Genomic DNA, 20599 nt, shown 5'->3' on the forward strand with positions numbered 1-20599 from the left:
GTACTCCCGAACCTTCGAGCGGCAAGTGACCGAAGCCCACGTCAGGGCCGCCATCATCAACACCTTTACCTATCTGGGCATGCCGCAATCCGTCGGGGTGGGGCAAATTGCGCCTGCCGCATGAAGTAGGACGGGGATAGGGGGAGTTCGCGCCCAAAATGGCGGGATTAGTCATATAGTATATTAGCAGTTACTAATAGTGCACCAACGCCCTTCGCCAAGCGCGATCAGCAGGATGGCGCTTTTCTCGATGCCGTCTTCAGCTGGCATTGGCGCCGGTCCATTCCCTGATGATGTTGGCTACCGCGCGTGGGTCCTGTTGCGCCAGCGCACGTGCTTGGCGAGTTGCTGTTCGAGCAGCATGGCCGCTGTCGGCACCTGTTCCTCGCCGTCGCCTTCTTCGCCCTCCTCGCCGGCAAGGAGATCGATGGTGCCACCGACGCCGCTTTCGCTGGCTGCCTCCGGGTGCAGAATGGTCTTCAACAAGGGACGCACGACGCCGAGCAAGAGATAGGCGATGATGCCGGCAAGCGCGCCGTACTTGAGCAGTTCCTTGACCAGCGAGACCATTTCGGGGTCTCGCCACAGCGGCAAGGCGTCCTCTTTATCGAGGGCTGTGAAGGGCGCATTGGCGACTGAAACGCTATCGCCGCGATCCTTGTTGAAGCCCATCGCCTCCTTGACCAGATCGCTGATCTGCTTGATCTCCGCGTCTGACAACGGCTTGCCGACGCTCTTGCCGTCCTTGTCGATTTCCTGACGCTGATTGACCACCACTGCGCCGGACAGGCGCTTGATGGTTCCGACGGCGTTCTTGACGTGGCGGATGGTCTTGTCGACCTCGTAGTTGATAGTTGCGTTCTTGCTGGTGTTCAGGGGTTGTCCGACACTGCCAATCAATGCCTGCACTCCGGCGGCGTTGATCTGTCCGGGGACGGGAGGCTGGCCCGCGGCGGCGGGTCCGGCGCCAGGTACGGCGGGCTGGGTCAGCGGTGCCGTGGCCGGTACCGGTGGTTGATTGCTGAGCGCACCGGGAACGCCTTGAGCGGCCGGGGTGGTGCTCGCGCTTTCGCTGCTTTGCTGGCTGCGAATACTGATGTCCGGGGGGGTGCTGTTCGGTCGATGCGTTTCGGCTGTTTGCTCGCTTTGCGAAAAGTCGATGTCAGCGGCGATCTGGACGCGTGCATTGTCGGGTCCGACAATCGGCGCGAGGATGTCCTCGACCCGCTTGATAATGCTCGCCTCAACTTGATGAATATAGCTCGCCTGCGTCGGATCGAGGCCGGCTTCCAGCAGTGCATTTTTCTTTCTCGACAGCAAGGCGCCGCTCTGGTCGAGCAGGGTAACGCTGGCGGGGAGCAACTGCGGGACGCTGGCGGCGATGAGATTCTGGATGCCGGCGACCTGGGTGGGGTCGAGCGCGCGTCCCGGGTAAAGACTGAGCAGTACCGACGCCGATGGCTTCTGATCTTCGCGCATGAAAACGCTTGGCTTTGGAATCGCCAGGTGCACCCGCGCCGCCCGCACGGCGGCGATCGACTGGATAGTTTTCGACAGCTCACCTTCCAGGCCGCGCTGGTAATTGACCTGTTCGGCAAACTGGCTGATGCCGAACTTCTGGGCCTCCATCAACTCGAAACCGACGGCGCCGCCGCGCGGCAGTCCCTGCGACGCTAGGCGCAGGCGGACATCGTGCACGCGGCTCTCGGGAACCAGGATGGCGCTGCCGGTGTTGCTGAACTCGTAGGGGATGTTCATCTGCTCGAGCGCAGCGATAATTGCGCCGCCGTCGCGCTCGGAGATATTGGAGAACAACACTCTGAACTCGTTTTGCCTGAGCCAGGTAGCGCTGACGACGAGGAGCGCAATGACCGCCGCGATCGAGACCATCAGCACCACTTTCTGCTTGTCGGTCAAACGCGCCAATGCCTCGCGAGCGCGATCCAGCGGTTTGCCCGCGCCTGCTATCTCTGTGGTTTCGGTTCCGGCTGCGGCCATGCGCCTGATACGGTAAAAGCCTGCGTTGCTGCAGGCGAAAAGCAAAAAAATGATGACAATTACTCTGCTATTGTAGCTGTTAAATGCAAGGGACTTCCCATCGGATGAAGCAAGTCGTACAAGCGCCGGGCCATGAACTCAAGGCGCAGGAACTGCAACGCGCTTTCGACGCTTTCAACCAGGTTTCGCTGGCGCTGACGCAGTCGTACCAGGGATTGCAGGGCCGGGTCGAATCATTGACCGTTGAACTGGCGGTTGCCAACGGCGAGCTGCGCCGGCAATACGAAGAAAAGGAAGCACTTTCCGAGCGCCTGTCGCTGTTGCTCAAGGCCTTGCCGGCTGGCGTCGTGGTGCTCGACAGCGCGGCTCGTGTCAGTGAGGCCAACCCGGCGGCTAGCGAGATGTTCGCGCAGGTGATGATCGGCGAATCCTGGCCCGCGCTGGCACAGGCCAGGCTGGTTGCGGCCGAGGCGCCGGACGAGTGGCAGCTTGGCGCGCGCCGCCTGGCGATTGCCGAGAGTCCTCTGGATTCCGCCGGCGGGCGAATTTTGCTGATTCACGACGTGACCGCAGCGCAGGCCCTGAAGACGGAACTGGAACGTAATCAGCGCCTGGTAGCCATGGGTGAGATGGCTGCTTCGCTGGCCCATCAGCTACGCACCCCGCTGGCGACGGCCTTGCTCTATAGTGCCAACCTGGCGCAGCCGGGACTTGCCGAGACTGCGCGCCTGCGTTTCGCCGACAAGGCGAGCGCACAGCTGAAACGTCTCGAGCGCCTGATCCAGGAAGTGCTGCTCTTTGCCCGCGGCGAGAGCATCGGCCGCGATTCGACGCCGGCCCGGCAACTGCTCGCCGAAGCTGCGCAGACCGTCGAACCCCTGTTCCTGGCGAAGGGAATCGCTTTCCGGATTGTCGGCGGCAGCGCCGAGACGGTCGTCACCGGTAGCCGCAAGGCCTTGGTCGGCGCGCTCGTGAATCTACTCGAGAATGCCCTGCAGGCCTGCCTCACGGCGGGCGAAGTGAGCGAACTCGGCGCCGTCACTGCAGCGACTGAACGCGCCGAAGTCACGCTTGGTGCCGAGCTGCGCGCTGGCCAGCTGCGCATTGCTGTCCGCGATACCGGCGCCGGGATCGCGCCGGAAATCCAGGCGCGCGTCTTCGAGCCCTTCTTCACGACCAGCGGGCAGGGGACCGGGCTTGGTCTGGCCATCGCGCTGGGGGTCGTGCGTGCCCATGGTGGGGCGATGACGGTACACTCGGTGCCGGGCGAAGGCTCGGAATTCGTAATCATGCTGCCGGTCGCATTGGCGATCGAGCAAGCTTTGTAAGGATCAAGCAAGCCTATGACGCCGGCTTTGCCGATATTGGTGGTAGAAGACGACGCCGCCTTGCGCGAGGCGGTGTGCGATACCCTCGAACTGGCGGGCCTGGCGGTCGTCTCCGCAGGTGGTGGCGACGCGGCGCTGCAGCTGCTCGCCGAACGGACCGTCTCGCTGGTGGTCAGCGATGTACGCATGCGGCCGATCGACGGCATCACCCTGCTCAAGGAAATTCGCTATCGCCATCCCTATTTGCCGGTCGTGCTGATGACCGCTTTCGCCGACGTGGACCGCGCCGTCGAAGCCATGCGCGCGGGTGCTTGCGACTTTCTGTTGAAACCGTTCGAGCCGAAGGCCCTGCTCGATCACGTGCAGCGCTATCGTCTACCCGAAGCGCACGCTAATGAGCGAGCGATCGCCATCGATCCGGTGAGCGTCAACCTCTTCGCGCTTGCCGGGCGGGTCGCGCAGAGTGACAGCACCGTCTTGCTGACCGGCGAAAGCGGCGTTGGCAAGGAGGTGGTGGCGCGCTTCATTCACCAGCATTCGGCACGCAGCAAAGGTCCGTTCGTGGCCATCAACTGCGCAGCCATTCCCGACAGCCTGCTCGAGGCCACCCTTTTCGGTTATGAAAAAGGCGCCTTCAGCGGCGCCCAGCAGGCGCAGGCCGGCAAGTTCGAGCAAGCGCAGCACGGCAGTCTGCTGCTCGACGAGATCACCGAAATGCCGCTTGGCCTGCAAGCCAAGCTGTTGCGCGTCTTGCAGGAGCGCGAAGTGGAGCGGGTCGGCGGCAAGCAGCCGGTGATCCTCGATATCCGGGTCATCGCCACTTCCAATCGTGACATGGCCGACGCCGTCGCCAGAGGCCACTTCCGTGAAGACTTGTTCTATCGCCTGAACGTCTTTCCGCTGCTGATCCCGGCGCTGCGCCAACGCGGCGAAGACATCGCACCGCTGGCGCGCCATTTTCTTGCCCAACACGGCCTTCGTGCCGGTCGTCCGGGTCTGCGCCTGTCCGCTGCTGCGGAAACGGCACTGCGTCAGCACGCCTGGCCGGGCAACGTTCGTGAGTTGGAGAACGTGATGCAGCGGGCGGTCATTCTAGCTCCCGGCGACAGGGTCGAAATCGATTCCCTGCATCTGGCGGCTGCAGCACCGCTGGCTCCGAGCGCCGCGCCGCGGCGGGAAATGGCCGCGCCGACAACGACCGTCGCCGCGTCTCCAGCAGCCCCTCGGAACGCCAACAAGATGAGCGAAGTGGAGCGGGAGCATATACTGGCAACCTTGGCGTCGGTCGATGGCTCGCGAACTCTCGCCGGGCAGCGCCTCGGGATGTCGGAGCGGACCTTGCGTCACAAGTTGCGACAGTATCGCCTCGACGGTTTTCTGAAGACGTGATCCTCTGATCAAACCGAGTGGAAAGCAGGCATGAGTCTTGCTTCACTAAATTGGGCAGTGCTTGGAGAAGAGAATGGACAGCAAAGGTATCGAGCAGATGTTGAGTGTATTGCAGGCAACGTCGGCGACCGCCGCTGGTCGCGTTGCCGAGGCGCAGAGCCCTGCAGCAGGGGCCGACTTCGCGCAGGTGTTGCAGAATTCGATCGCCCAGGTGAGTCAGACGCAGCAGCAGGCGGAAGCCATGGCGGCAAATTTTGCCGCCGGCAATAGCACCGAGAACCTGCACGAAGTGATGGTCGCGCTGCAAACGGCCAGCCTTTCGTTCCAGGAAATGATCCAGGTGCGCAATAAACTCGTCTCCGCCTACCAGGACGTCATGAACATGCAGGTCTAGGCGGCTGGAGCGAGCCGCCGCGACGCCGCCGTTTTGTAGGGGCCATGTCGGGAGCTGGCGGATTTTCGACCTTGTATTCCCGCGGCGCTGCACCCATAATGCCTTCCATGGTCGTAATTCCGGCAAACCGGAAGCGTTCTGGACGCGGGTTCGATTCCCGCCACCTCCACCACTGCGGGGGTGCACCGGTTTCGACAGGGTGACAGATGGCGAGCAGGCGGCCCGAGAGGCGACGGACGTAATCCGCGCAAAACCACAAACGCCAATGATGAGCGTTTCGCACTGGCCGCTTAAGGCCTGCTGAGGACGTAGCCGTCCAATAAACAGAATGGCTATCGGTGGGGGCTTCGGCCCCCACCGTCATTTCACAGGTCGACAGGCTTGCCGTGCCTGATCCGGTCCATCACGACCCTGGCCCGCAAGCTGGCAGCCGCCTTGCTTGTAGTGCGACGCGTCGCCAATGCCGCTTTTCCCCTGGCCAACACTTGGCGGAACGCTGACGAATCGCGGTATATTGTCGTTACATCTCTTCCTTTCAGGGGACTCAGACATGAAAGCTGGCACTCTTTTCTCCTTCCTGGGATCTGGCCTGCCCTTGATCGCGACACTGCGAGGCTATCGACTGGCCTGGCTGGGCAAGGATTCAATTGCCGGGCTTTCAGCGTGTATCGTCTCGATCCCGTCGGTGATTGCCTATGCCGAGCTGGTACACCTGCCGGCGATTACCGGCTTGTACGCGGCGCTGGCAGCGGCGATCGGCTACGCGCTCTTTTCCAGTTCACGGCACGTCATCGCCGGACCGGATGCGGCGATCGGCCTGCTCGCCGGGTCGGCGATCCTGCCGCTGTCGGGTGGAGATCCGGCACGCATGGTCGTTCTGGCGGCGGTGCTCAGCATCCTGTCGGGTATCGTGTTGTTGCTCGCCGCGCGCTTGAAGCTGGGCGTGATTGCCGACCTGCTGTCCCGACCAGTCCTGATCGGCTACTTGAACGGTGCTTCGCTGGTGCTCATCGCCACGCAGCTCGGCAAGATGTTCGGCATCAAGACCGAGGGTGAAGAATTCTTCCAGATTGTGTATACGGTGTTCCAGAAATTGCCTCAGACGCATCTGGCGACTTTCTTTTTCGGGGTGCTGCTGGTGGCCATGCTGGTTGCCCTGGCGCGCTGGCTGCCACGCGTGCCGGGCGCGCTGGCGGTCTGTGCAGTGGCGATCCTTGCCACCTTCTTCCTTGATCTGGGCAGCTACGGCATCGCCCTGGTCGGTGAGGTGCCTTCGGGATTTCCGCAGCTGACGATTCCGATACCGGAGTGGTCCGATGTCGCGGCACTTGCCCCGGCTGCCGTAGCGATTGCTTTCCTGGCATTTTCAGACGGCATTCTTCTGGCGCAAACCTTTGCCGAAAAAAATGGCTACGAAGTGAACCCGAACCGCGAACTGGTCGCCCTCGGCTCGGCGAACATACTGGCCGGGCTGTGGCAGGGCTTTCCCGTTTCGGCCAGTCAGTCACGGACCTCGATCGTCGATTCGTCTGGTGGCAAGACGCAGCTGGCGCAACTGATTCTGGCCGGGGGTCTGCTCCTGTTCCTGTTCTTCCTCACCGGTCTGATCGCGCTGCTGCCAAAGGTGGCCCTGGGTGCGATTCTGATCGTCACCGCCATCGGCATGGTGGAAATGGCGTCGCTCAAGGGTTTGTACAAGATCGATCGTGTCGAGTGCGGCATTGCCTTGGGCGTGACCGCAGCGATACTGCTGGCGGGTGTCGTGCCGGGCATCATTCTCGGTCTGCTGCTGTCGCTGACCACGGTGCTGGTCCAGGTTTCTCGCCCCCGTGACGCGGTGCTCCGCCGCCTGCGCAGCGACGGCAAGTTCCACGACTGCCTCGAGGACGAGGAAGCGGAGAGCGTGCCGGGCGTGCTGGTCTATCGCCTTTACGCGCCGCTGATCTTTGCCAACGCCAGGCACGTCGTGAACCGTCTGCGGGCGCTCGTTGACGAGGCGGAGCCGCCGGTCAAGTGGCTGGTCATCGATGCGCAGGCGATCCACGACATGGACGTCACGGCGGCGCAACGCTTTGTGGAACTGCATCGGGAACTGGTTGCCAGGGGCGTTGACGTCAAGATCGCCGATGCGCCGCGGCCGTTCCGGGAAGAACTCGCCAGGGTAGGTCTATCCGAGGAAATTGGTGGCGCGGACTTTTACGTTTCCGTCAAGCAGGCAACCCAGGCCTTCGAGCGCCACGTCGTTTCCTCCGACGAGGAATCCGGCATCGCGCCGCCAGCTTAGGCGAGTGAGTACACGCCCGCTTCCTGTCAGCGGCGGCTGCCGATTCAGCGAGGTCAGTCGCCTCGCGTCGGCAGCACCTCGCGCAGCAGGCGGGCGGCGTCGCGGATCATTTTTTCGGTACTCTCCCAGTCGACACAGGCGTCGGTGACCGAGCAGCCGTATTTCAGCTGTGACAGGTCTTCGGGGATCGACTGGTTGCCGGCGATGAGGTTCGACTCGACCATCACGCCGACCAGCGACTGGTTGCCCAGGCGCACCTGGTTGACCACATCGGCCATCACCAGTGGCTGCAACTCGGGCTTCTTGTAGCTGTTGGCATGCGAGCAGTCGATGACGATATTACTCGGCAAGCCGGCCTTGAGCAGTGCCTGTTCGGCCATCTGCACGCTGACCGTATCGTAGTTCGGGCGACCGTCGCCGCCGCGCAGGACCAGGTGCCCGTAACGATTGCCGCGCGTGCGTACGATCGACGTGCGTCCCTGGCCATTGATACCCAGGAAGCTGTGCGGCCGCGAGGCTGAAAGGATGGCGTTGATGGCAATGGCGACGTCGCCATTGGTGCCGTTCTTGAACCCCACCGGAGTGGACAGGCCGGACGAGATCTCGCGGTGCGTCTGCGACTCGGTGGTGCGCGCGCCGATGGCCGTCCAGGCAATCAGATCGCCCAGGTACTGCGGCGAGATCGGGTCGAGGGCCTCGGTACCGGCGGGCAGGCCCATTTCGGCGAGCTCGAGCAGGAACTCGCGTGCTTTCTGCATGCCCTGATCGACACGGAAGGAGTCGTCCATGTCCGGGTCATTGATATAGCCTTTCCAGCCGGTCGTGGTGCGCGGTTTTTCAAAATAGACGCGCATCACCAGGTACAACGAATCGCTGACCTCATCAGCGAGCGCCTTCAGGCGGCGCGCATAGTCGAGGCCGGCGATCGGGTCATGGATCGAGCAGGGTCCGACGACGACAAACAGGCGGCGGTCACGGCGGTCGAGGATATTGCGCAGGACCTCGCGGCCGTTCATCACCAGGCCAGCGGCGGCCGGCGAAAGCGGCAGGCGGGCGTGGATTTCCTCGGGGGAAGGCATGGCGTCAAAGGCGCTGACGTTGATGTTGTCAATGTCGAAATGGGTCATGGTTTTGGCAAACGGCTGAGTTGATGAATCATGTCCTTGACCGCGCTAACGCGGTCGGCGAGCGTTGGGCAGTGGCGCTTGAGGAGCAGTTTATCGGGCCCGGAGAGACGGTAGTTGCGGTCCCTCTGAATCAGATTGATGATGCACATGGGGTCGATCGGCGGTTCGGCTTCGAATTGCACGACGATCTGTTCGCCAGTGGCGTCAAGCTTGCTCACCCCGAGCGGCTTGCAGAGCAGGCGTAGGCGGTGGCTGTCGAGCAGGGCACGGGCCTGTGGCGGCAACTCGCCGAAGCGATCGACCAGTTCTTCCTGCAGGTCGGCGATGTCGTCGCCGGTCGTGCAGTTGGCAAGGCGCTTGTAGAGGGCCAGTCGCTGCTGGACGTCGGGAGCGTAGTCGTTGGGCAGCAGCGCCGGGGTGTGCAGGTTGATCTCGGTAGTGATCGCCAGCGGCTGCAAGAGGTCTGGCTCCTTGCCCTGTTTGAGGGCCGCGACGGCGCGGTTGAGCATCTCGGTGAACATATTGAAGCCGACTTCCTGCATTTCTCCCGACTGGTTGTCGCCGAGAACTTCTCCGGCGCCGCGGATTTCCAGGTCGTGCATCGCCAGGTAGAAACCGGCGCCGAGCTCATCCATCATCTGGATCGCTTCCAGGCGTTGCCGGGCCTGCTTGTTGAGCGCCGCGTCGTCGTGCGTCAGCAGGTAGGCATAGGCCTGGTGGTGCGAGCGGCCGACGCGACCGCGCAGCTGATGCAATTGCGCCAGGCCGAACTTGTCGGCGCGATTGATGACGATGGTGTTGGCGTGCGGGTTGTCGATGCCGGTTTCGATGATCGTCGTGCACAGCAGGACGTTGACGCGTTGTTGTGTAAAGTCGCGCATTACGCGCTCCAGCTCACGCTCTTTCATCTGGCCGTGGCCAACGACGATGCGTGCTTCGGGCAACAGCTTTTCGAGCTTGCTGCGCATGTTCTCGATGGTGTTCACTTCGTTGTGCAGGAAATATACCTGCCCACCGCGTTTGAATTCGCGCAGTAGCGCTTCGCGGATGATGCCGTCCGAGAAGTGGGTGACGAAGGTCTTGATCGCCAGGCGCTTCTGGGGCGCGGTGGCGATGACCGAGAAGTCGCGCAGGCCTTCGAGCGACATCGCCAGGGTGCGCGGGATCGGTGTCGCGGTCAACGTCAGCACGTCGACCTCGGCGCGCAGCGCTTTCAGTGCCTCTTTCTGGCGGACGCCGAAGCGGTGCTCCTCGTCGATGACCACCAGCCCGAGACGGCTGAACTTGACGTCCTTCTGCAACAGGCGGTGTGTGCCGATGACGATGTCGAGCTTGCCCTCGGCCAGTTCGCGCAGCGCCTGCGCCACTTCGGCATTGGTCTTGAAGCGGGACAGCTCGGCGATTCTTACCGGCCAGTCGGCAAAGCGGTCGTTGAAAGTCTGGAAGTGCTGTTCACAGAGCAGGGTGGTCGGGCAGAGGATGGCCGCCTGCCGACCGCCGGCGACGGCGCAGAAGACGGCGCGCAGGGCGACTTCGGTCTTGCCGAAGCCGACGTCACCGCAGACCAGGCGATCCATCGGCCGGCCGGATTTCATGTCTTCGATCACCGCCGCGATCGCCGTCGCCTGGTCTGCGGTCTCTTCAAAACCGAAGCCGTCGGCGAATGCGTCGTGATCGTGCGTCTTGAATTCGCAGGCGTGCCCCTGGCGTGCGGTGCGCAGGGCGTACAGCGCGAGCAGCTCGGCGGCCGTGTCGCGGGCCTGCAGCGCCGCGCGCCGTTTCGCTTTTTCCCATTGTGGTGAGCCGAGTGCGTGCAGCGGTGCGGCGTCGGGGTCGGCGCCCGAATACCGCGAGATGACGTGCAGTTGCGCCACGGGCACATAGAGCTTGGCCTCGCCGGCGTAGTGCAGTTCGAGGAACTCCATCTCGCCTTCACCGAGATCGAGGTGAATCAGGCCCTGGTAGCGGGCGATGCCATGCTGCTCATGGACCACCGGCGAACCGACCTTCAGCTCGGTGAGGTCGCGCAGCCAGTTGTCGACCGTCGCCTTGCGTTGCGCCGCGTGGCGGGCGCGCCGCGAGGGACTGTCGGCGTAGAGCTCGGCTTCGGTGATGATCGCCAGCTGCGCGAGCTGGAAACCGTCGTGCAGTGGCGCCACGGCCAGGGCGAGCTTGCTGTCGGCGGCCAGGAAGGCGGCCAGGTCGCTACTCGCGCTCGGCGCCAGAGCGTATTCTGCCAACAGCTCGCTCAGCGTTTCGCGGCGTCCGGCAGTTTCGGCGAGCAGCAGCACGCGGCCCGGGAAGCTGTCGATGAAGCCTTTCAGCACGTGCAGCGGATCCTGGGCACGGCGGTCGACGGCCAGCGGTGGCAGGGCCTGTGCGGGTCCGTCCGTGCCGGCGGTGAGGTTCACGCGGGCGTAGGATTTGGCGGCGACGAAGAACGGCTCCTCGGCGAGGAAGAGCTGCGCCGGTAGTAGCAGCGGGTGGCTGCGATCGCCGGAGAGCATGTCGTAGCGTGACTGCGCCTCGCGCCAGAAGGCACGGATCGCCTCGGGCACGTCCTTGTGCAGGACGAGGACCGTCTCCCTGGGCAGGTAGTCGAAAAGGCTGGCCGTTTCTTCAAAGAACAGCGGCAGCCAGTATTCGATGCCGGCTGCCGCAACGCCGTTCGAGACATCCTTGTAAATCCGTGACTTGCCGGGGTCTCCTTCGAACATTTCCCGGAAACGCTGCCGGAAACGCGTGCGGCCCTTTTCGTCGAGGGGAAACTCGCGCGCCGGCAGCAGGCGAATTTCCGGGACCGGATAGAGCGTGCGCTGGGTGTCGACGTCGAAAGTCTTGATGCTTTCGATTTCGTCGGCGAAGAGATCCAGCCGGTACGGCAGTTGCGAGCCCATCGGGAAGAGGTCGACGATGCCGCCGCGGATCGAGTATTCGCCCGGCGCCACGACCTGCGTGACGTGCGCGTAGCCGGCCAGCGTCAGCTGCGCGCGGAATGGCTCGGCGTCGAGTTGCTCGCCCTGCTTGATAAAGAAGGTGTAGGCGGCCAGATAGGCCGGCGGAGTGAGGCGGTAGACCGCCGTTCCGGCAGGAACCAGCAGCACGTCGCACTCGCCGCGCATGACTGCATAGAGCGTCGCCAGACGCTCGGAAACCAGGTCGTGATGCGGCGAGAAACTGTCGTAAGGCAGCGTTTCCCAGTCCGGCAGCAAGCGGATGCGCAGATCGGGAGCGAACCACGGGATTTCCACGAGCAGGCGTTGCGCGTCGGCGGCACTGGCCGTGAGTACCGCGAGCATGCGCCGCCCGGGGCCGGCAGCAGTGGCCGCCTGGGCGATCAGCAGTGCGTCGGCCGAGCCGGCAAAGGAGGGAAACTGAAGCTTTTCGCCGGCTTTGGGCAGCGGCGAGCGGGGAAGCAGTAAGGACAATGAATGCGACTCGCGACTCGATTTCTGTATTGGGGTGAACTGCGCACGCGGCTCACGGCAAGGCAGTGAAAGGGCGGGATTATAGCCGATCAGTCCGCGTCGCCGGCGTCGTCCCAGCGCGCGACGAGGATAATAGCGTGCGTCTTACGCAAGATCTGGAGGTCGATCGGCGAAGAATTGGCACAGCCCGCGGTCCGGAATCTGCTGGCTGGCGTACGAGAAGCCGCCAAGCGTGGCCATCTCCGTTGCCGCCTGGCGAATGAAACCCAGGGCTGCGCCTGCCAGGCTGCTGCCAATCGTCACCCGCTGCACGCCAGGTTCGCCAAGCTGCGCGACGCTCAAGACGGAGCCGCTCAGCTCATGACCACCGTCAGCGGGCCGCGCGTCACGCGCCGGGCTTCGCGTGCCAGGCCCGATTAGGGAATGCTGCAGGGCCGACTATGCAAACCGCTGCATCGCGACCGATTGCCGACCGGCACGAGCTTTAAGCGTACCCATTCGGCGAGCAACCCAGGGCATTGAAAGCGGAGGTAAGGAGTGCTGGATTGGCCTATCCATCAACCAATCCCGGCACCGTCACCTGAAAATTTGTTCCATCGCTCAAATCGCTTTCTACCCGCAACGAGCCACCGAGGCTGCTCACCAGGCGCTGGACGATAGTCAAACCCAATCCTGAACCCTCGGGGTGGCGGCCTGCTGCGTCTTCCAGTCGCACATGCGGCAGAAAGATCCTGTCGATGTGTTTCTCGTCAATGCCAATGCCGGTATCGATGACTCCCGGTGGCGAATTGAGGAGGCGTTCAAACGGATCAAGCATCGCCTGGCGCCTGGCCCTCGAACATCTGTCCGGCATGTCCTGGCTGGCCTCACAACAGGACTTCGGCGCACAAACCCTCTGCGACAAGATCAACGCCCTGGCCGTCCATGCCGCCAGTGAATCCCTCGATCCCGACACCCACGCTCAGTACGCCATCAACCGTGGCGACACCTTCTCTCGCGTCAAGCGCACCCTCGGACACTGGCTCCTCCAGGGACTCGAGGCGCCCGACAATATCGACTCCGTTCTCGACGAACTGATCAAGAACCTCGTCAAGATAAAACCAAACCGCTCATACCCCAGAAACTTCACACGAAAGCCCCATCTATCACCTGCTTACAAAACCGGCGTATGACTATGGCCTGACAGGTTGAGAGCATTGCTCCCCGAGTGGCCGACATACCGCGGGCGACGATCACTGCAGCTTGAGGACTGCTTGCTGACGAAAATCGAGTGCAGAACTTTTGCGGGAAATGCGCGACGAGAGTCTTTGATGCTGTATTTCGACACCAGCTTCCTGGCTCCGCTCATCGTCGAGGAAGCGACCAGTAAAAAGATCGAGGCGTTCTTTGTGGCGCTCCCGGTTGGCCGCTTGCACGTCAGCCAGTGGACCCGCGTCGAGTTCGCGAGTCTCATCGCTCGGGAGTTCAGGATGGGAGGTATGGCGCTGGCGGAGGCGTTGCTGGCCATGGCCAGTTCGCTGACATGGTGGCTGGCTCCTGCCAGGTGCTTGTTCCCGGCGCGGCGGACGACGAGCTTGCCAAAGCGTACATCCAGCACTTCGCGACAAAATTGCAAGCTGGCGACGCGCTGCATTTGGCCATTGCTCGCAACGATGGCGCAACGATGGCGCAACAATGCTTTACACCCTGGACGAAGGGCTGCTGGCTGCCGCCAGGCTACTCAAAGTCCACGCCAGCAGGGGTATCGAACCCTGAGGCGCCAACAATCGGCGCCCGCGATTGAAGCCCGTGAGTGTTGTCGTGCTTGCCGGTGTCGGGCTCATGCTTCCTGTCCGCGTGTCTTTCCGGCTCGTCAAGGCGCCTCGTTAGCCAACTTGGCCAGGCAGAGCTAAACTGCATGGGTTCGAGTGACTTGACGGAGGAGTTCACAATGCAAGTCAACATGCTGGAAGCCAAGAACCAGCTTTCCAAGCTGGTACAAGCAGCGTTGGCGGGTGAGGATGTGGTTATCGCCAACAATGGGGTTCCGGTGGTCAGGCTGGTGAAAGTTGCGGCGCCGGCGCTTGTGCGCAAGCCCGGAGCGTGGGCGACCTTGGCCAAGGCTGACGCTGATTGGGATGGGCCCGCAACCAATACAGCCATTGCCGACGCGCTCCGCGGCGGCGATAGGTGATGAAGCGCTACCTGCTGGACCCCCACCTGTTCTACTGGTGGATGACCGGCGACGCGCGTTTGGGCGAGGCTACGCAAGGGCTGATCGCAGAGTCCGGGATCGTCGTCAGCACCGCCAGCGTGTGGGAAATGGTGCTGAAAAACGGCAAAGGGAAATTGCCCTTGCCGCCAGGTGATATCACCGACGAGTTGGAAGCGCAGGGTTTCGTTCTGCTGCCGATCTTGCCGCGTCACATCACTGCGCTGCGCAGCCTGCACTGTAGCCACACCGACCCCTTCGATCGATTGCTGATCGCGCAGGCGAACGATGAGCGACTGACATTGCTGAACCGTGATGCGGCGATACTTGAATTGCAGCTCGATGGGGTTGCGAGGGCCTGGCGACATCTGCCGGTTCGCCGCCCTCTGCTGCCAGGATGGCGACTGGTCGCCAGCTCCGTCGTGGGCGCTCAGAGTCATGCGCGAAAGCGAACGCCTGCCTCAGTGGACTCTGCTCCGCGCGTTGCGGGCAAGCTTGGGCAGCGCTTGAGCGTTGCGCGTCGAGCCGGGTAGGCAGGATCGTAGTCACGCGACGTCATGAGCGCTACGGGTGCCAAACACGGAATTGAATTGCTACCGTCACATGACAGCCATTTAAAAGATGACCAATAAGCGCAAAAATGTGGACCGAATTGACCGCTTTACAGGGACCGAAACATGAAGACCGCGACGATTGCCGATACTAAATCGCAACTTTCCGCACCTCTTGCCGAGGTCGAGGTCGGCGGGGAGGTCCTTATCACACGACGTGGCAAACCTTTAGCCAGCCTGGTGGCCGAGCCGCGATCGACGCCCTTCGAGTGGTCGGACTTACGCGATTGGGTTGCTGCTGCTCCTGAATGGAGAGCGTACGCGAACAGAAGTTGATGATGTCCGCCTGGACCTTGATCGAGATGGCAAGCGTCGGCGGCATCAACCGACGACTATGCGAGGCGGCTGATCGATTGGGCATGGGGCGGGTCGATGTTGCATGAGCGTCAGCGCTACCAGGTCGTATCAGGCGGCCGATCAGGTCCACCGGCACGGGGAGGCGCGGTAGGCTGCGCGCCAGTTCGGGGGCAACTCACGACAGGCAAGCGCTCCTTCCACTGGCGCTCTCGCCGCCATTCATCTGACATTCATTGACGCCGATATGGCGGTAGCACATGAGACTGATTGACTTGCCGCGACAGACTACCTGGCTCGTTCGGCGCGCGCGGCCGCCTGGACCGGCGCGGTCGACCACGGTGGTGGTCACCGCCCTCGTGGCCCTTCTCACCAGCGCGCCGCAGGCGCACGCCCAGAGCACGCCAGCGACCACAAAAGCCGCTGCCGTGATCATCGAAACTGCAGCGCTCGGCGAGGTGGTCATCCACCCGCAGCGCGAACTGGCGGCCAGCGTGATGGCGCGCAACGAGTCGAAGCTGTCGGCCGAGGTCAGCGGGGTCGTGCTGCGCTGGACGGCTGAAGCTGGCAGTGCGGTGAAGAAGGGTGAAGTGCTGGTCATCATCGACCCGGTCGATTTCCGGCTGGCGGTGGCGCAGGCGCAGGCGGCGGTGGATGCTTCACTGGCGCGCCTCAAGCAGGCCGAGCAGCAGCTCAAGCGCTCGCAGGAGCTGCTGAGGCAGGGGTTTTTCTCGCAGGAAGCGCTGATCCAGCGCGAAACCGAAGTGGCGCTGATGCGCAGCGAACGGGCATCGCAACAGGCGCAGCTGGCGGTCGCTCAACGTCAGCTGGCGAAGGCGACGCTGCGCGCACCTTTTGCCGGCAGCGTCATGGAGCGACTGGCGCAGACCGGCGAGGCGGTGGCGCCCGGAACGGTGCTTTACGTGATCGCCGAAACCGGTGCCGCCGAAGTGAGCGCGAATATCGCGCCGGCCGATGTCGCCGGACTGCGCCGGGCGAGCGATCCGGTTTTCGCGACGCGCGGGCAGAGCTATCCGCTACGCCTGCTGCGCGTTGGCGGCACGGTGTCGGCGCCAGCGCGCACGCAGGAAGTCCGCCTCGGTTTTGCGGCCGGCGCCGCGGCCAAGCCTCCCGTTCCGGTGGGCAGCGACGGGCGTTTGCTGTGGTCCGATCCGCAGCCTTACCTGCCGGCGCCGCTGCTGGTGCGCCGCGGCGACGCGATCGGTGTTTTTGTCGAGCAGGACAAGGTCGCCCGCTTCGTCGCCTTGCCCGGTGCGCAGGAGGGTCGGGCGACAGCGGTCGCGCTGCCGGAGGAGACGCGCCTTGTCGTGCGCGGCCAGGCGACGCTGCAAGACGGCGTGGCAATCAAGTAGGCGGCACCGCTAACCATGAAGCTATTGCGTGCCCTGATCTCGAACCATCCCCTGGCCAACGTCGCCTTCGCGGTGGTGCTGCTGCTCGGTCTGCTCAGCTACCTGACGATGCCGCGCGAGCAGGATCCGGAAATCAATTTCAACTGGGTGAGCATCGTCACCGCGCTGCCCGGTTCGAGTGCCGAGGAAGTCGAGCGGCTGGTGACCAACCCGCTCGAGGACGGCATCAAGGGTGTTGCCGACGTGCGCTTCGTGGTGTCGACGTCGCGCGAGAACATTTCGACGATCCTGGTTCGCTTCCGCGAGATCTCCGAGCGCAATTTCGACAAGCGGATGAACGACCTGCGTCGCGAAATCCAGAACAAGGCCAAGTCCGAGCTGCCACCCGAGGCCAAGGATCCGCTGGTCATGGAGATCACCACTTCTAACGGTTTTCCGACGGCGTCGATTCTGCTTGTCGGTCAGGCCGACGACGAGACGCTACGTTTGAACGCGCGGCGCATCAAGAGCGATCTGGAGCGCATGAGCGGCGTCGACTCGGTCATCGCTTCCGGGTTGCGCGACCCGGAGCTGCTCATCAGTGCCAATCCACAGGCCCTGGCGGCGCGCGGCCTGACCAGCACCGACATCGCCGACAGCGTGCGCGACTGGTATCGCGATGTTTCCGGCGGCACCTTGAAAGGGCAGGGCAGCGCCTGGTCGGTTGGCATCAAGGGCGTGCTCACCGATCCCGAGTCGCTGGCGACACTGCCGGTGATGTCGTCGTCCCGACCGGGTATTTCGGCGCGGCTCGACGAGGTGGCGCGCATCGAAAGAGCGCGCGCGCCGGCGACGCAATACTCGTCGACCGACGGCCGCGACGCGATTTCGCTGGCCATCAACAAGAAGGCCGGCAGCAACACGCTCGAACTCGTCGACCGTCTGCGCAGCTTCATTGCCGAAGAAAACGCGGTTCTAGCTGCCAGCGGCCTGAAAATGACTCTCGCCGACGACCAGACGATTCCCACCCGCGAAGCGATTCAGGTCATGCAGACCAACGCCTTGTACGGGGTGATCATGGTGCTCGCGGTGTGCTGGCTGTTCCTCGGCGCCAAGATCGGCGTGCTGGTTTCGCTGGGCATTCCGTTTTCGCTGCTCGGCACTTTCGCCTTGCTGGCGGCCATGGGGCACACGGTGAACGTCTCGGTGCTGCTCGGCGTGGTCATCGCGCTCGGCCTGCTGGTCGATGACGCGGTGGTCATCGTCGAAGCGACCTACTACCGCATCGAGCGCGGCCAGCAGGCGCTGCAGGCCAGCCTCGACGCCATCGGCGAAGTCTGGGCGCCGGTGCTGGCGTCGGTGGCGACGACCATGGCCGCCTTCCTGCCACTGATGTTGCTGCCGGGAATCGTCGGCAAGTTCATGTTCATTATCCCGTTCGTGGTCACCCTGGCCTTGCTGATCTCGCTGCTCGAAGCCTTCTGGATGATGCCGGTGCACATCGTCGCCAGCAAGCTGCGTCTCGACCGGCTGTTGCGCCTGCAAGTCTGGCGCAACCGTTTCAATCGCCGCATTCGCCTGCGCTACGGGCAGGCGCTGGCGTACACCCTGCGCCGGCCGAAGCGCTTTGCAGCGCTGACCCTGGCCGCGGTCCTTGCCGCCGCGGCGTTGCTTGCCTCCGGTGTGATTCGTGTGCAGTTCTTCGCTTTCGATCCGATACGGATTATTTACGTGAACGTCGACCTGCCGGCGACGGCGACGCTCGAAGACACGCTGGCCGAAACCAGGTCCGTCGAGCAGGTGGTGCGCAGCCAGCTGGATGGCATCGGGCCGGGTGGCGAGGCACGCTCGGTCCATGCCAATGCCGGGGTCAAGTTCACCGATAACGAGCCACTCTATGGCGACCCCTACGGGCAGGTGATCGTTTCGCTCAACCCGCTGCGCAAGGGCGCGCGCGATGTTGGCGCGACGGTCGAGGCGATGCGCGCCAGCGTCGAAGCGGTACCCGGTCTCGGGCGCAAGAGCTTTACCGTAATCTCGGGCGGTCCCCCCGCCGGCAAGGCAATCAGCGTCAAGGTGCGCGGCGATGATTTCGCGCAACTGCAGGCCGCCGCCGACGCGCTCAAGGCGATCACCGCCAGGATCCCCGGCGCGCGCGACGTGCAGGACGACAACGTTCCCGGCCGCCCGCAACTGAGCCTGCGTCTCGACCGCGACGCCCTGCGCAAGGCCGGGCTGAACGCCGCGCAACTGGCCCGGCAGGTACGCATTGCCGTCGACGGCGAGGTGGTTGCTTTTACGCGTGACGAAGGCGACAAGATCGAGGTGCGCGTGCGTTCCGAGCGTACCCGACGCCTCGACCCGGCAACTTTCCTGAACGAGCCGATCGCCTTGCCCGATGGCCAGATCAGCCGCCTCGGCGCGCTCGTCGAAGAAGAAATCACGCCGGGCCGCGGCTTCATCCGCCACTACAACCTGCGCCGAACGATTACCGTTGAAGCCAGCCTCGACAAGACCCTCACCGATACCGCCGCGGCCAACGCCCTCATCGCCAGTGAGTGGGACACGATCCGCGCCGCGCATCCTGGCGTCAGCCTCGATTTTTCCGGCGAGCTGGAGGACATCGAGGAGAGTCTCGATGCGATGAAGATCCTCTTCCTCCTCGGTATTGGCCTGATCTATCTGATTCTCGCCGCGCAGTTTGCCAGCTACTGGCAACCGCTGATGATCCTGGTGACCGTGCCGCTGGCCTTCACCGGTGTCGCGTTCGGGCTGGCGCTGTCGGGCAACCCGCTGTCGCTTTATACGCTCTACGGAGTGATCGCGCTGACCGGTATCGGCGTCAACTCGGCCATCGTCCTGATCGACGCTGCCAACGACCGGACAAAGCGTATGGGCGGCATGCACGCCCTGGTCCAGGCCGGTCGGCGGCGCGTGGTGCCGATCCTGATCACCACCACGACGACCATCGGCGGCCTGTTCTCGCTGGCTTTCGGCATCGGCGGCAAGAGCTTGTTGTGGGGGCCCGTCGCTTCGAGCATTGTCTGGGGGCTGCTGTTCTCGACAGCGCTGACGCTGTTCGCCGTGCCGCTGCTCTACCTGGCATTCATGCGCGAACGCAAGACCCGCCCGGGAGGCTCGCTGCTGCGCCGACTGCTGGCACGCGGGCGGAGTGCAGTCAGGTAGCTGCACGTAACCGCAAGTACCTCTGCGCCCGGATTGCTGAACGCCGTCGGTTCGGTCTATAGTCACAGCCTCGCCCTTTGCTTGCCGAGGTTCTCGTGGTCAACAGTGTCGCTGCTGCGCAAGCTTCCGTTCTGCGGACGGTCTTATCGCCCGAGCAGAGAGCGGCCCGTGTCGCCGAGCACCAGAAAGCGACGCCGGCTGAACAGCCGGCGCTTGTGCAGACCGGGCGACCAGCCGAAACGGGTGAGACAACCGCGACCGGTTTTACGGCCGTAACCGAGAGCGTGACGGCAAAAGCCAGTGCCATGGCGAGCGCCGCGAGTGGTCTTTCCGCGGAAGACCTGCGCCTGATCGATCAGCTCAGTGCAACCGACCGTCAGGTGCGTACGCATGAACTGGCTCACATGGCGGCGGGCGCCGGTTTGGCCGGTGGCGCCACCTTCACCTACCAGGTCGGGCCGGACAACCAGCGCTATGCCGTCGCGGGCGAAGTGAGCATCGACACCTCTCCCGGTGGCGACCCCGAGGAAACCATCGCCAAGGCGCAACAGATTCGCGCCGCGGCACTGGCACCGGCCGATCCCTCGTCGCAGGACCAGAAAGTGGCGGCCATGGCGACACAGATGGCCAGCGTAGCGCGCCTGGAACTGGCCGCCCAGGAACGCGCGCAGAAGCAGCCGCCAGCTCAGGAAAGCGTGGCCCGCGGCAGCGCAGCGAGCGCTGCCTATCAGGCTGTGGCGGCGGTGGGTGATGGCTCTGCCCTGGCTGGATCCGGCTCCGCAGGATTCAGCTCCGCAGGATTCCGCGCAGTCGCCTGACCGGCACGCGAGTCCGCTGGCCACCATCAGTACGAATGAAAAGCAGCCGCCCGCGAATTAATGTGAAAGTCGCGCAAGCGACTCACGAAACTCCCTTCTCCCCTCGCGGGAGAAGGGGCAGGGGAAGGAGGGAAACGGTCATGACTTTCATGATTTGGGGTGTCTCCACGTGTCATGACCGTTAATGTGAAAGCGCGCA

18 protein-coding genes, 1 other RNA gene and 1 pseudogene are annotated in these 20599 nt (G+C 63.6%); 14 read left to right on the forward strand and 6 right to left on the reverse strand.

Annotated elements, in window-relative coordinates; translation table 11 throughout:
- Window positions 1–124 (forward strand): annotated as a pseudogene (locus tag E4Q23_RS11810) (IS5/IS1182 family transposase); the annotation flags it as partial.
- 176 nt (window positions 125–300) lie between these two features.
- Here the strand turns inward: E4Q23_RS11810 and fliF are convergent.
- Window positions 301–1998, reverse strand: a complete 1698-nt coding sequence (fliF, locus tag E4Q23_RS11815) for a flagellar basal-body MS-ring/collar protein FliF (protein ID WP_248595402.1) — start codon at window positions 1996–1998, stop codon at window positions 301–303.
- Window positions 1999–2102: 104 nt separating this feature from the next.
- On the opposite strand from fliF, the gene E4Q23_RS11820 reads away from it, so the two are divergent.
- The 5 genes from E4Q23_RS11820 (at window position 2103) to E4Q23_RS11840 (ending at window position 7393) form a co-directional block, all read left to right on the forward strand.
- A complete protein-coding gene (locus E4Q23_RS11820; protein WP_169066827.1) occupies window positions 2103–3326 on the forward strand; it encodes a sensor histidine kinase in 1224 nt (407 codons plus the stop codon).
- Window positions 3327–3341: 15 nt separating this feature from the next.
- Window positions 3342–4715, forward strand: a complete 1374-nt coding sequence (locus tag E4Q23_RS11825) for a sigma-54-dependent transcriptional regulator (protein ID WP_169066828.1) — start codon at window positions 3342–3344, stop codon at window positions 4713–4715.
- A 73-nt stretch (window positions 4716–4788) separates the two neighbouring features.
- Window positions 4789–5109 (forward strand): flagellar hook-basal body complex protein FliE, encoded by a 321-nt coding sequence (fliE, locus tag E4Q23_RS11830; protein WP_169066829.1) that lies wholly within the window; start codon window positions 4789–4791, stop codon window positions 5107–5109.
- Window positions 5110–5166: 57 nt separating this feature from the next.
- Window positions 5167–5472, forward strand: a transfer-messenger RNA (tmRNA) gene (ssrA, locus tag E4Q23_RS11835).
- Window positions 5473–5659: 187 nt separating this feature from the next.
- On the forward strand, window positions 5660–7393 hold the full coding sequence (locus tag E4Q23_RS11840; protein WP_169066830.1) for a SulP family inorganic anion transporter: 1734 nt from the start codon (window positions 5660–5662) through the stop codon (window positions 7391–7393).
- Window positions 7394–7446: 53 nt separating this feature from the next.
- Here the strand turns inward: E4Q23_RS11840 and E4Q23_RS11845 are convergent, their stop codons facing one another.
- The 4 genes from E4Q23_RS11845 to E4Q23_RS11860 all read right to left on the reverse strand — a co-directional run bounded on the left by E4Q23_RS11845 (window position 7447) and on the right by E4Q23_RS11860 (window position 12765).
- Window positions 7447–8520 carry a 3-deoxy-7-phosphoheptulonate synthase gene (locus tag E4Q23_RS11845; protein ID WP_169066831.1) on the reverse strand — a complete coding sequence of 358 codons (1074 nt, stop codon included), beginning with the start codon at window positions 8518–8520 and terminating at the stop codon, window positions 7447–7449.
- The gene (mfd, locus tag E4Q23_RS11850; RefSeq protein ID WP_211203735.1) at window positions 8517–11948 is read right to left on the reverse strand and encodes a transcription-repair coupling factor; all 3432 of its coding nucleotides are present in this window, start codon (window positions 11946–11948) and stop codon (window positions 8517–8519) included. Before mfd ends, E4Q23_RS11845 begins: the two co-directional genes overlap by 4 nt.
- Window positions 11949–12092: 144 nt before the next feature.
- A complete protein-coding gene (locus E4Q23_RS11855; RefSeq protein ID WP_169066832.1) occupies window positions 12093–12290 on the reverse strand; it encodes a hypothetical protein in 198 nt (65 codons plus the stop codon).
- Between the two features lie 208 nt (window positions 12291–12498).
- Entirely contained in the window at window positions 12499–12765 is a 267-nt protein-coding gene (locus E4Q23_RS11860; RefSeq protein ID WP_169066833.1) for an ATP-binding protein, read from the reverse strand.
- Window positions 12766–12799: 34 nt separating this feature from the next.
- On the opposite strand from E4Q23_RS11860, the gene E4Q23_RS11865 reads away from it, so the two are divergent.
- Window positions 12800–13120 carry a hypothetical protein gene (locus tag E4Q23_RS11865; protein ID WP_211203736.1) on the forward strand — a complete coding sequence of 107 codons (321 nt, stop codon included), beginning with the start codon at window positions 12800–12802 and terminating at the stop codon, window positions 13118–13120.
- On the opposite strand, the gene E4Q23_RS11870 is transcribed toward E4Q23_RS11865, so the two are convergent.
- Window positions 13102–13581, reverse strand: coding sequence for a hypothetical protein (locus E4Q23_RS11870; RefSeq protein WP_169066834.1), 480 nt, complete (start codon window positions 13579–13581; stop codon window positions 13102–13104). The two genes, E4Q23_RS11865 and E4Q23_RS11870, sit on opposite strands and share 19 nt — an antisense overlap.
- A 297-nt stretch (window positions 13582–13878) precedes the next feature.
- On the opposite strand from E4Q23_RS11870, the gene E4Q23_RS11875 reads away from it, so the two are divergent.
- The 7 genes from E4Q23_RS11875 (at window position 13879) to E4Q23_RS11900 (ending at window position 20400) form a co-directional block, all read left to right on the forward strand.
- Window positions 13879–14121: a type II toxin-antitoxin system Phd/YefM family antitoxin gene (locus tag E4Q23_RS11875; protein WP_169066835.1), complete on the forward strand. Its 243-nt coding sequence runs from the start codon at window positions 13879–13881 to the stop codon at window positions 14119–14121.
- On the forward strand, window positions 14121–14672 hold the full coding sequence (locus tag E4Q23_RS11880; RefSeq protein WP_169066836.1) for a type II toxin-antitoxin system VapC family toxin: 552 nt from the start codon (window positions 14121–14123) through the stop codon (window positions 14670–14672). The genes E4Q23_RS11875 and E4Q23_RS11880 overlap by 1 nt, the downstream gene beginning before the upstream one ends.
- A 144-nt stretch (window positions 14673–14816) precedes the next feature.
- Window positions 14817–15026, forward strand: a complete 210-nt coding sequence (locus E4Q23_RS11885; RefSeq protein WP_169066837.1) for a type II toxin-antitoxin system Phd/YefM family antitoxin — start codon at window positions 14817–14819, stop codon at window positions 15024–15026.
- Window positions 14999–15133, forward strand: coding sequence for a hypothetical protein (locus E4Q23_RS24580; protein ID WP_272873673.1), 135 nt, complete (start codon window positions 14999–15001; stop codon window positions 15131–15133). Before E4Q23_RS11885 ends, E4Q23_RS24580 begins: the two co-directional genes overlap by 28 nt.
- Window positions 15134–15304: 171 nt before the next feature.
- A complete protein-coding gene (locus E4Q23_RS11890; protein ID WP_169066838.1) occupies window positions 15305–16417 on the forward strand; it encodes an efflux RND transporter periplasmic adaptor subunit in 1113 nt (370 codons plus the stop codon).
- Between the two features lie 15 nt (window positions 16418–16432).
- The gene (locus tag E4Q23_RS11895) at window positions 16433–19582 is read left to right on the forward strand and encodes an efflux RND transporter permease subunit (protein WP_169066839.1); all 3150 of its coding nucleotides are present in this window, start codon (window positions 16433–16435) and stop codon (window positions 19580–19582) included.
- A 95-nt stretch (window positions 19583–19677) separates the two neighbouring features.
- The gene (locus E4Q23_RS11900; RefSeq protein WP_336511675.1) at window positions 19678–20400 is read left to right on the forward strand and encodes a putative metalloprotease CJM1_0395 family protein; all 723 of its coding nucleotides are present in this window, start codon (window positions 19678–19680) and stop codon (window positions 20398–20400) included.
- The last annotated feature ends 199 nt before the right edge of the window (window positions 20401–20599 follow it).

This window comes from Candidatus Accumulibacter phosphatis, assembly GCF_012939955.1.
In the GTDB taxonomy this organism is placed as follows: Bacteria; Pseudomonadota; Gammaproteobacteria; order Burkholderiales; family Rhodocyclaceae; genus Accumulibacter; species Accumulibacter delftensis.

Coding starts and splice junctions, on each gene's coding strand:
- E4Q23_RS24580 (WP_272873673.1), top strand. CDS start 14,999: ATGGAGAGCGTACGCGAACAGAAGTTGATGATGTCCGCCTGGACCTTG.
- E4Q23_RS11840 (WP_169066830.1), top strand. CDS start 5,660: ATGAAAGCTGGCACTCTTTTCTCCTTCCTGGGATCTGGCCTGCCCTTG.
- E4Q23_RS11885 (WP_169066837.1), top strand. CDS start 14,817: ATGAAGACCGCGACGATTGCCGATACTAAATCGCAACTTTCCGCACCT.
- E4Q23_RS11875 (WP_169066835.1), top strand. CDS start 13,879: ATGCAAGTCAACATGCTGGAAGCCAAGAACCAGCTTTCCAAGCTGGTA.
- E4Q23_RS11895 (WP_169066839.1), top strand. CDS start 16,433: ATGAAGCTATTGCGTGCCCTGATCTCGAACCATCCCCTGGCCAACGTC.
- fliF (WP_248595402.1), bottom strand. CDS start 1,998: ATGGCCGCAGCCGGAACCGAAACCACAGAGATAGCAGGCGCGGGCAAA.
- E4Q23_RS11865 (WP_211203736.1), top strand. CDS start 12,800: ATGTCCTGGCTGGCCTCACAACAGGACTTCGGCGCACAAACCCTCTGC.
- E4Q23_RS11860 (WP_169066833.1), bottom strand. CDS start 12,765: ATGCTTGATCCGTTTGAACGCCTCCTCAATTCGCCACCGGGAGTCATC.
- E4Q23_RS11825 (WP_169066828.1), top strand. CDS start 3,342: ATGACGCCGGCTTTGCCGATATTGGTGGTAGAAGACGACGCCGCCTTG.
- E4Q23_RS11820 (WP_169066827.1), top strand. CDS start 2,103: ATGAAGCAAGTCGTACAAGCGCCGGGCCATGAACTCAAGGCGCAGGAA.
- E4Q23_RS11845 (WP_169066831.1), bottom strand. CDS start 8,520: ATGACCCATTTCGACATTGACAACATCAACGTCAGCGCCTTTGACGCC.
- E4Q23_RS11880 (WP_169066836.1), top strand. CDS start 14,121: ATGAAGCGCTACCTGCTGGACCCCCACCTGTTCTACTGGTGGATGACC.
- fliE (WP_169066829.1), top strand. CDS start 4,789: ATGGACAGCAAAGGTATCGAGCAGATGTTGAGTGTATTGCAGGCAACG.
- E4Q23_RS11890 (WP_169066838.1), top strand. CDS start 15,305: ATGAGACTGATTGACTTGCCGCGACAGACTACCTGGCTCGTTCGGCGC.
- E4Q23_RS11870 (WP_169066834.1), bottom strand. CDS start 13,581: ATGCAGCGCGTCGCCAGCTTGCAATTTTGTCGCGAAGTGCTGGATGTA.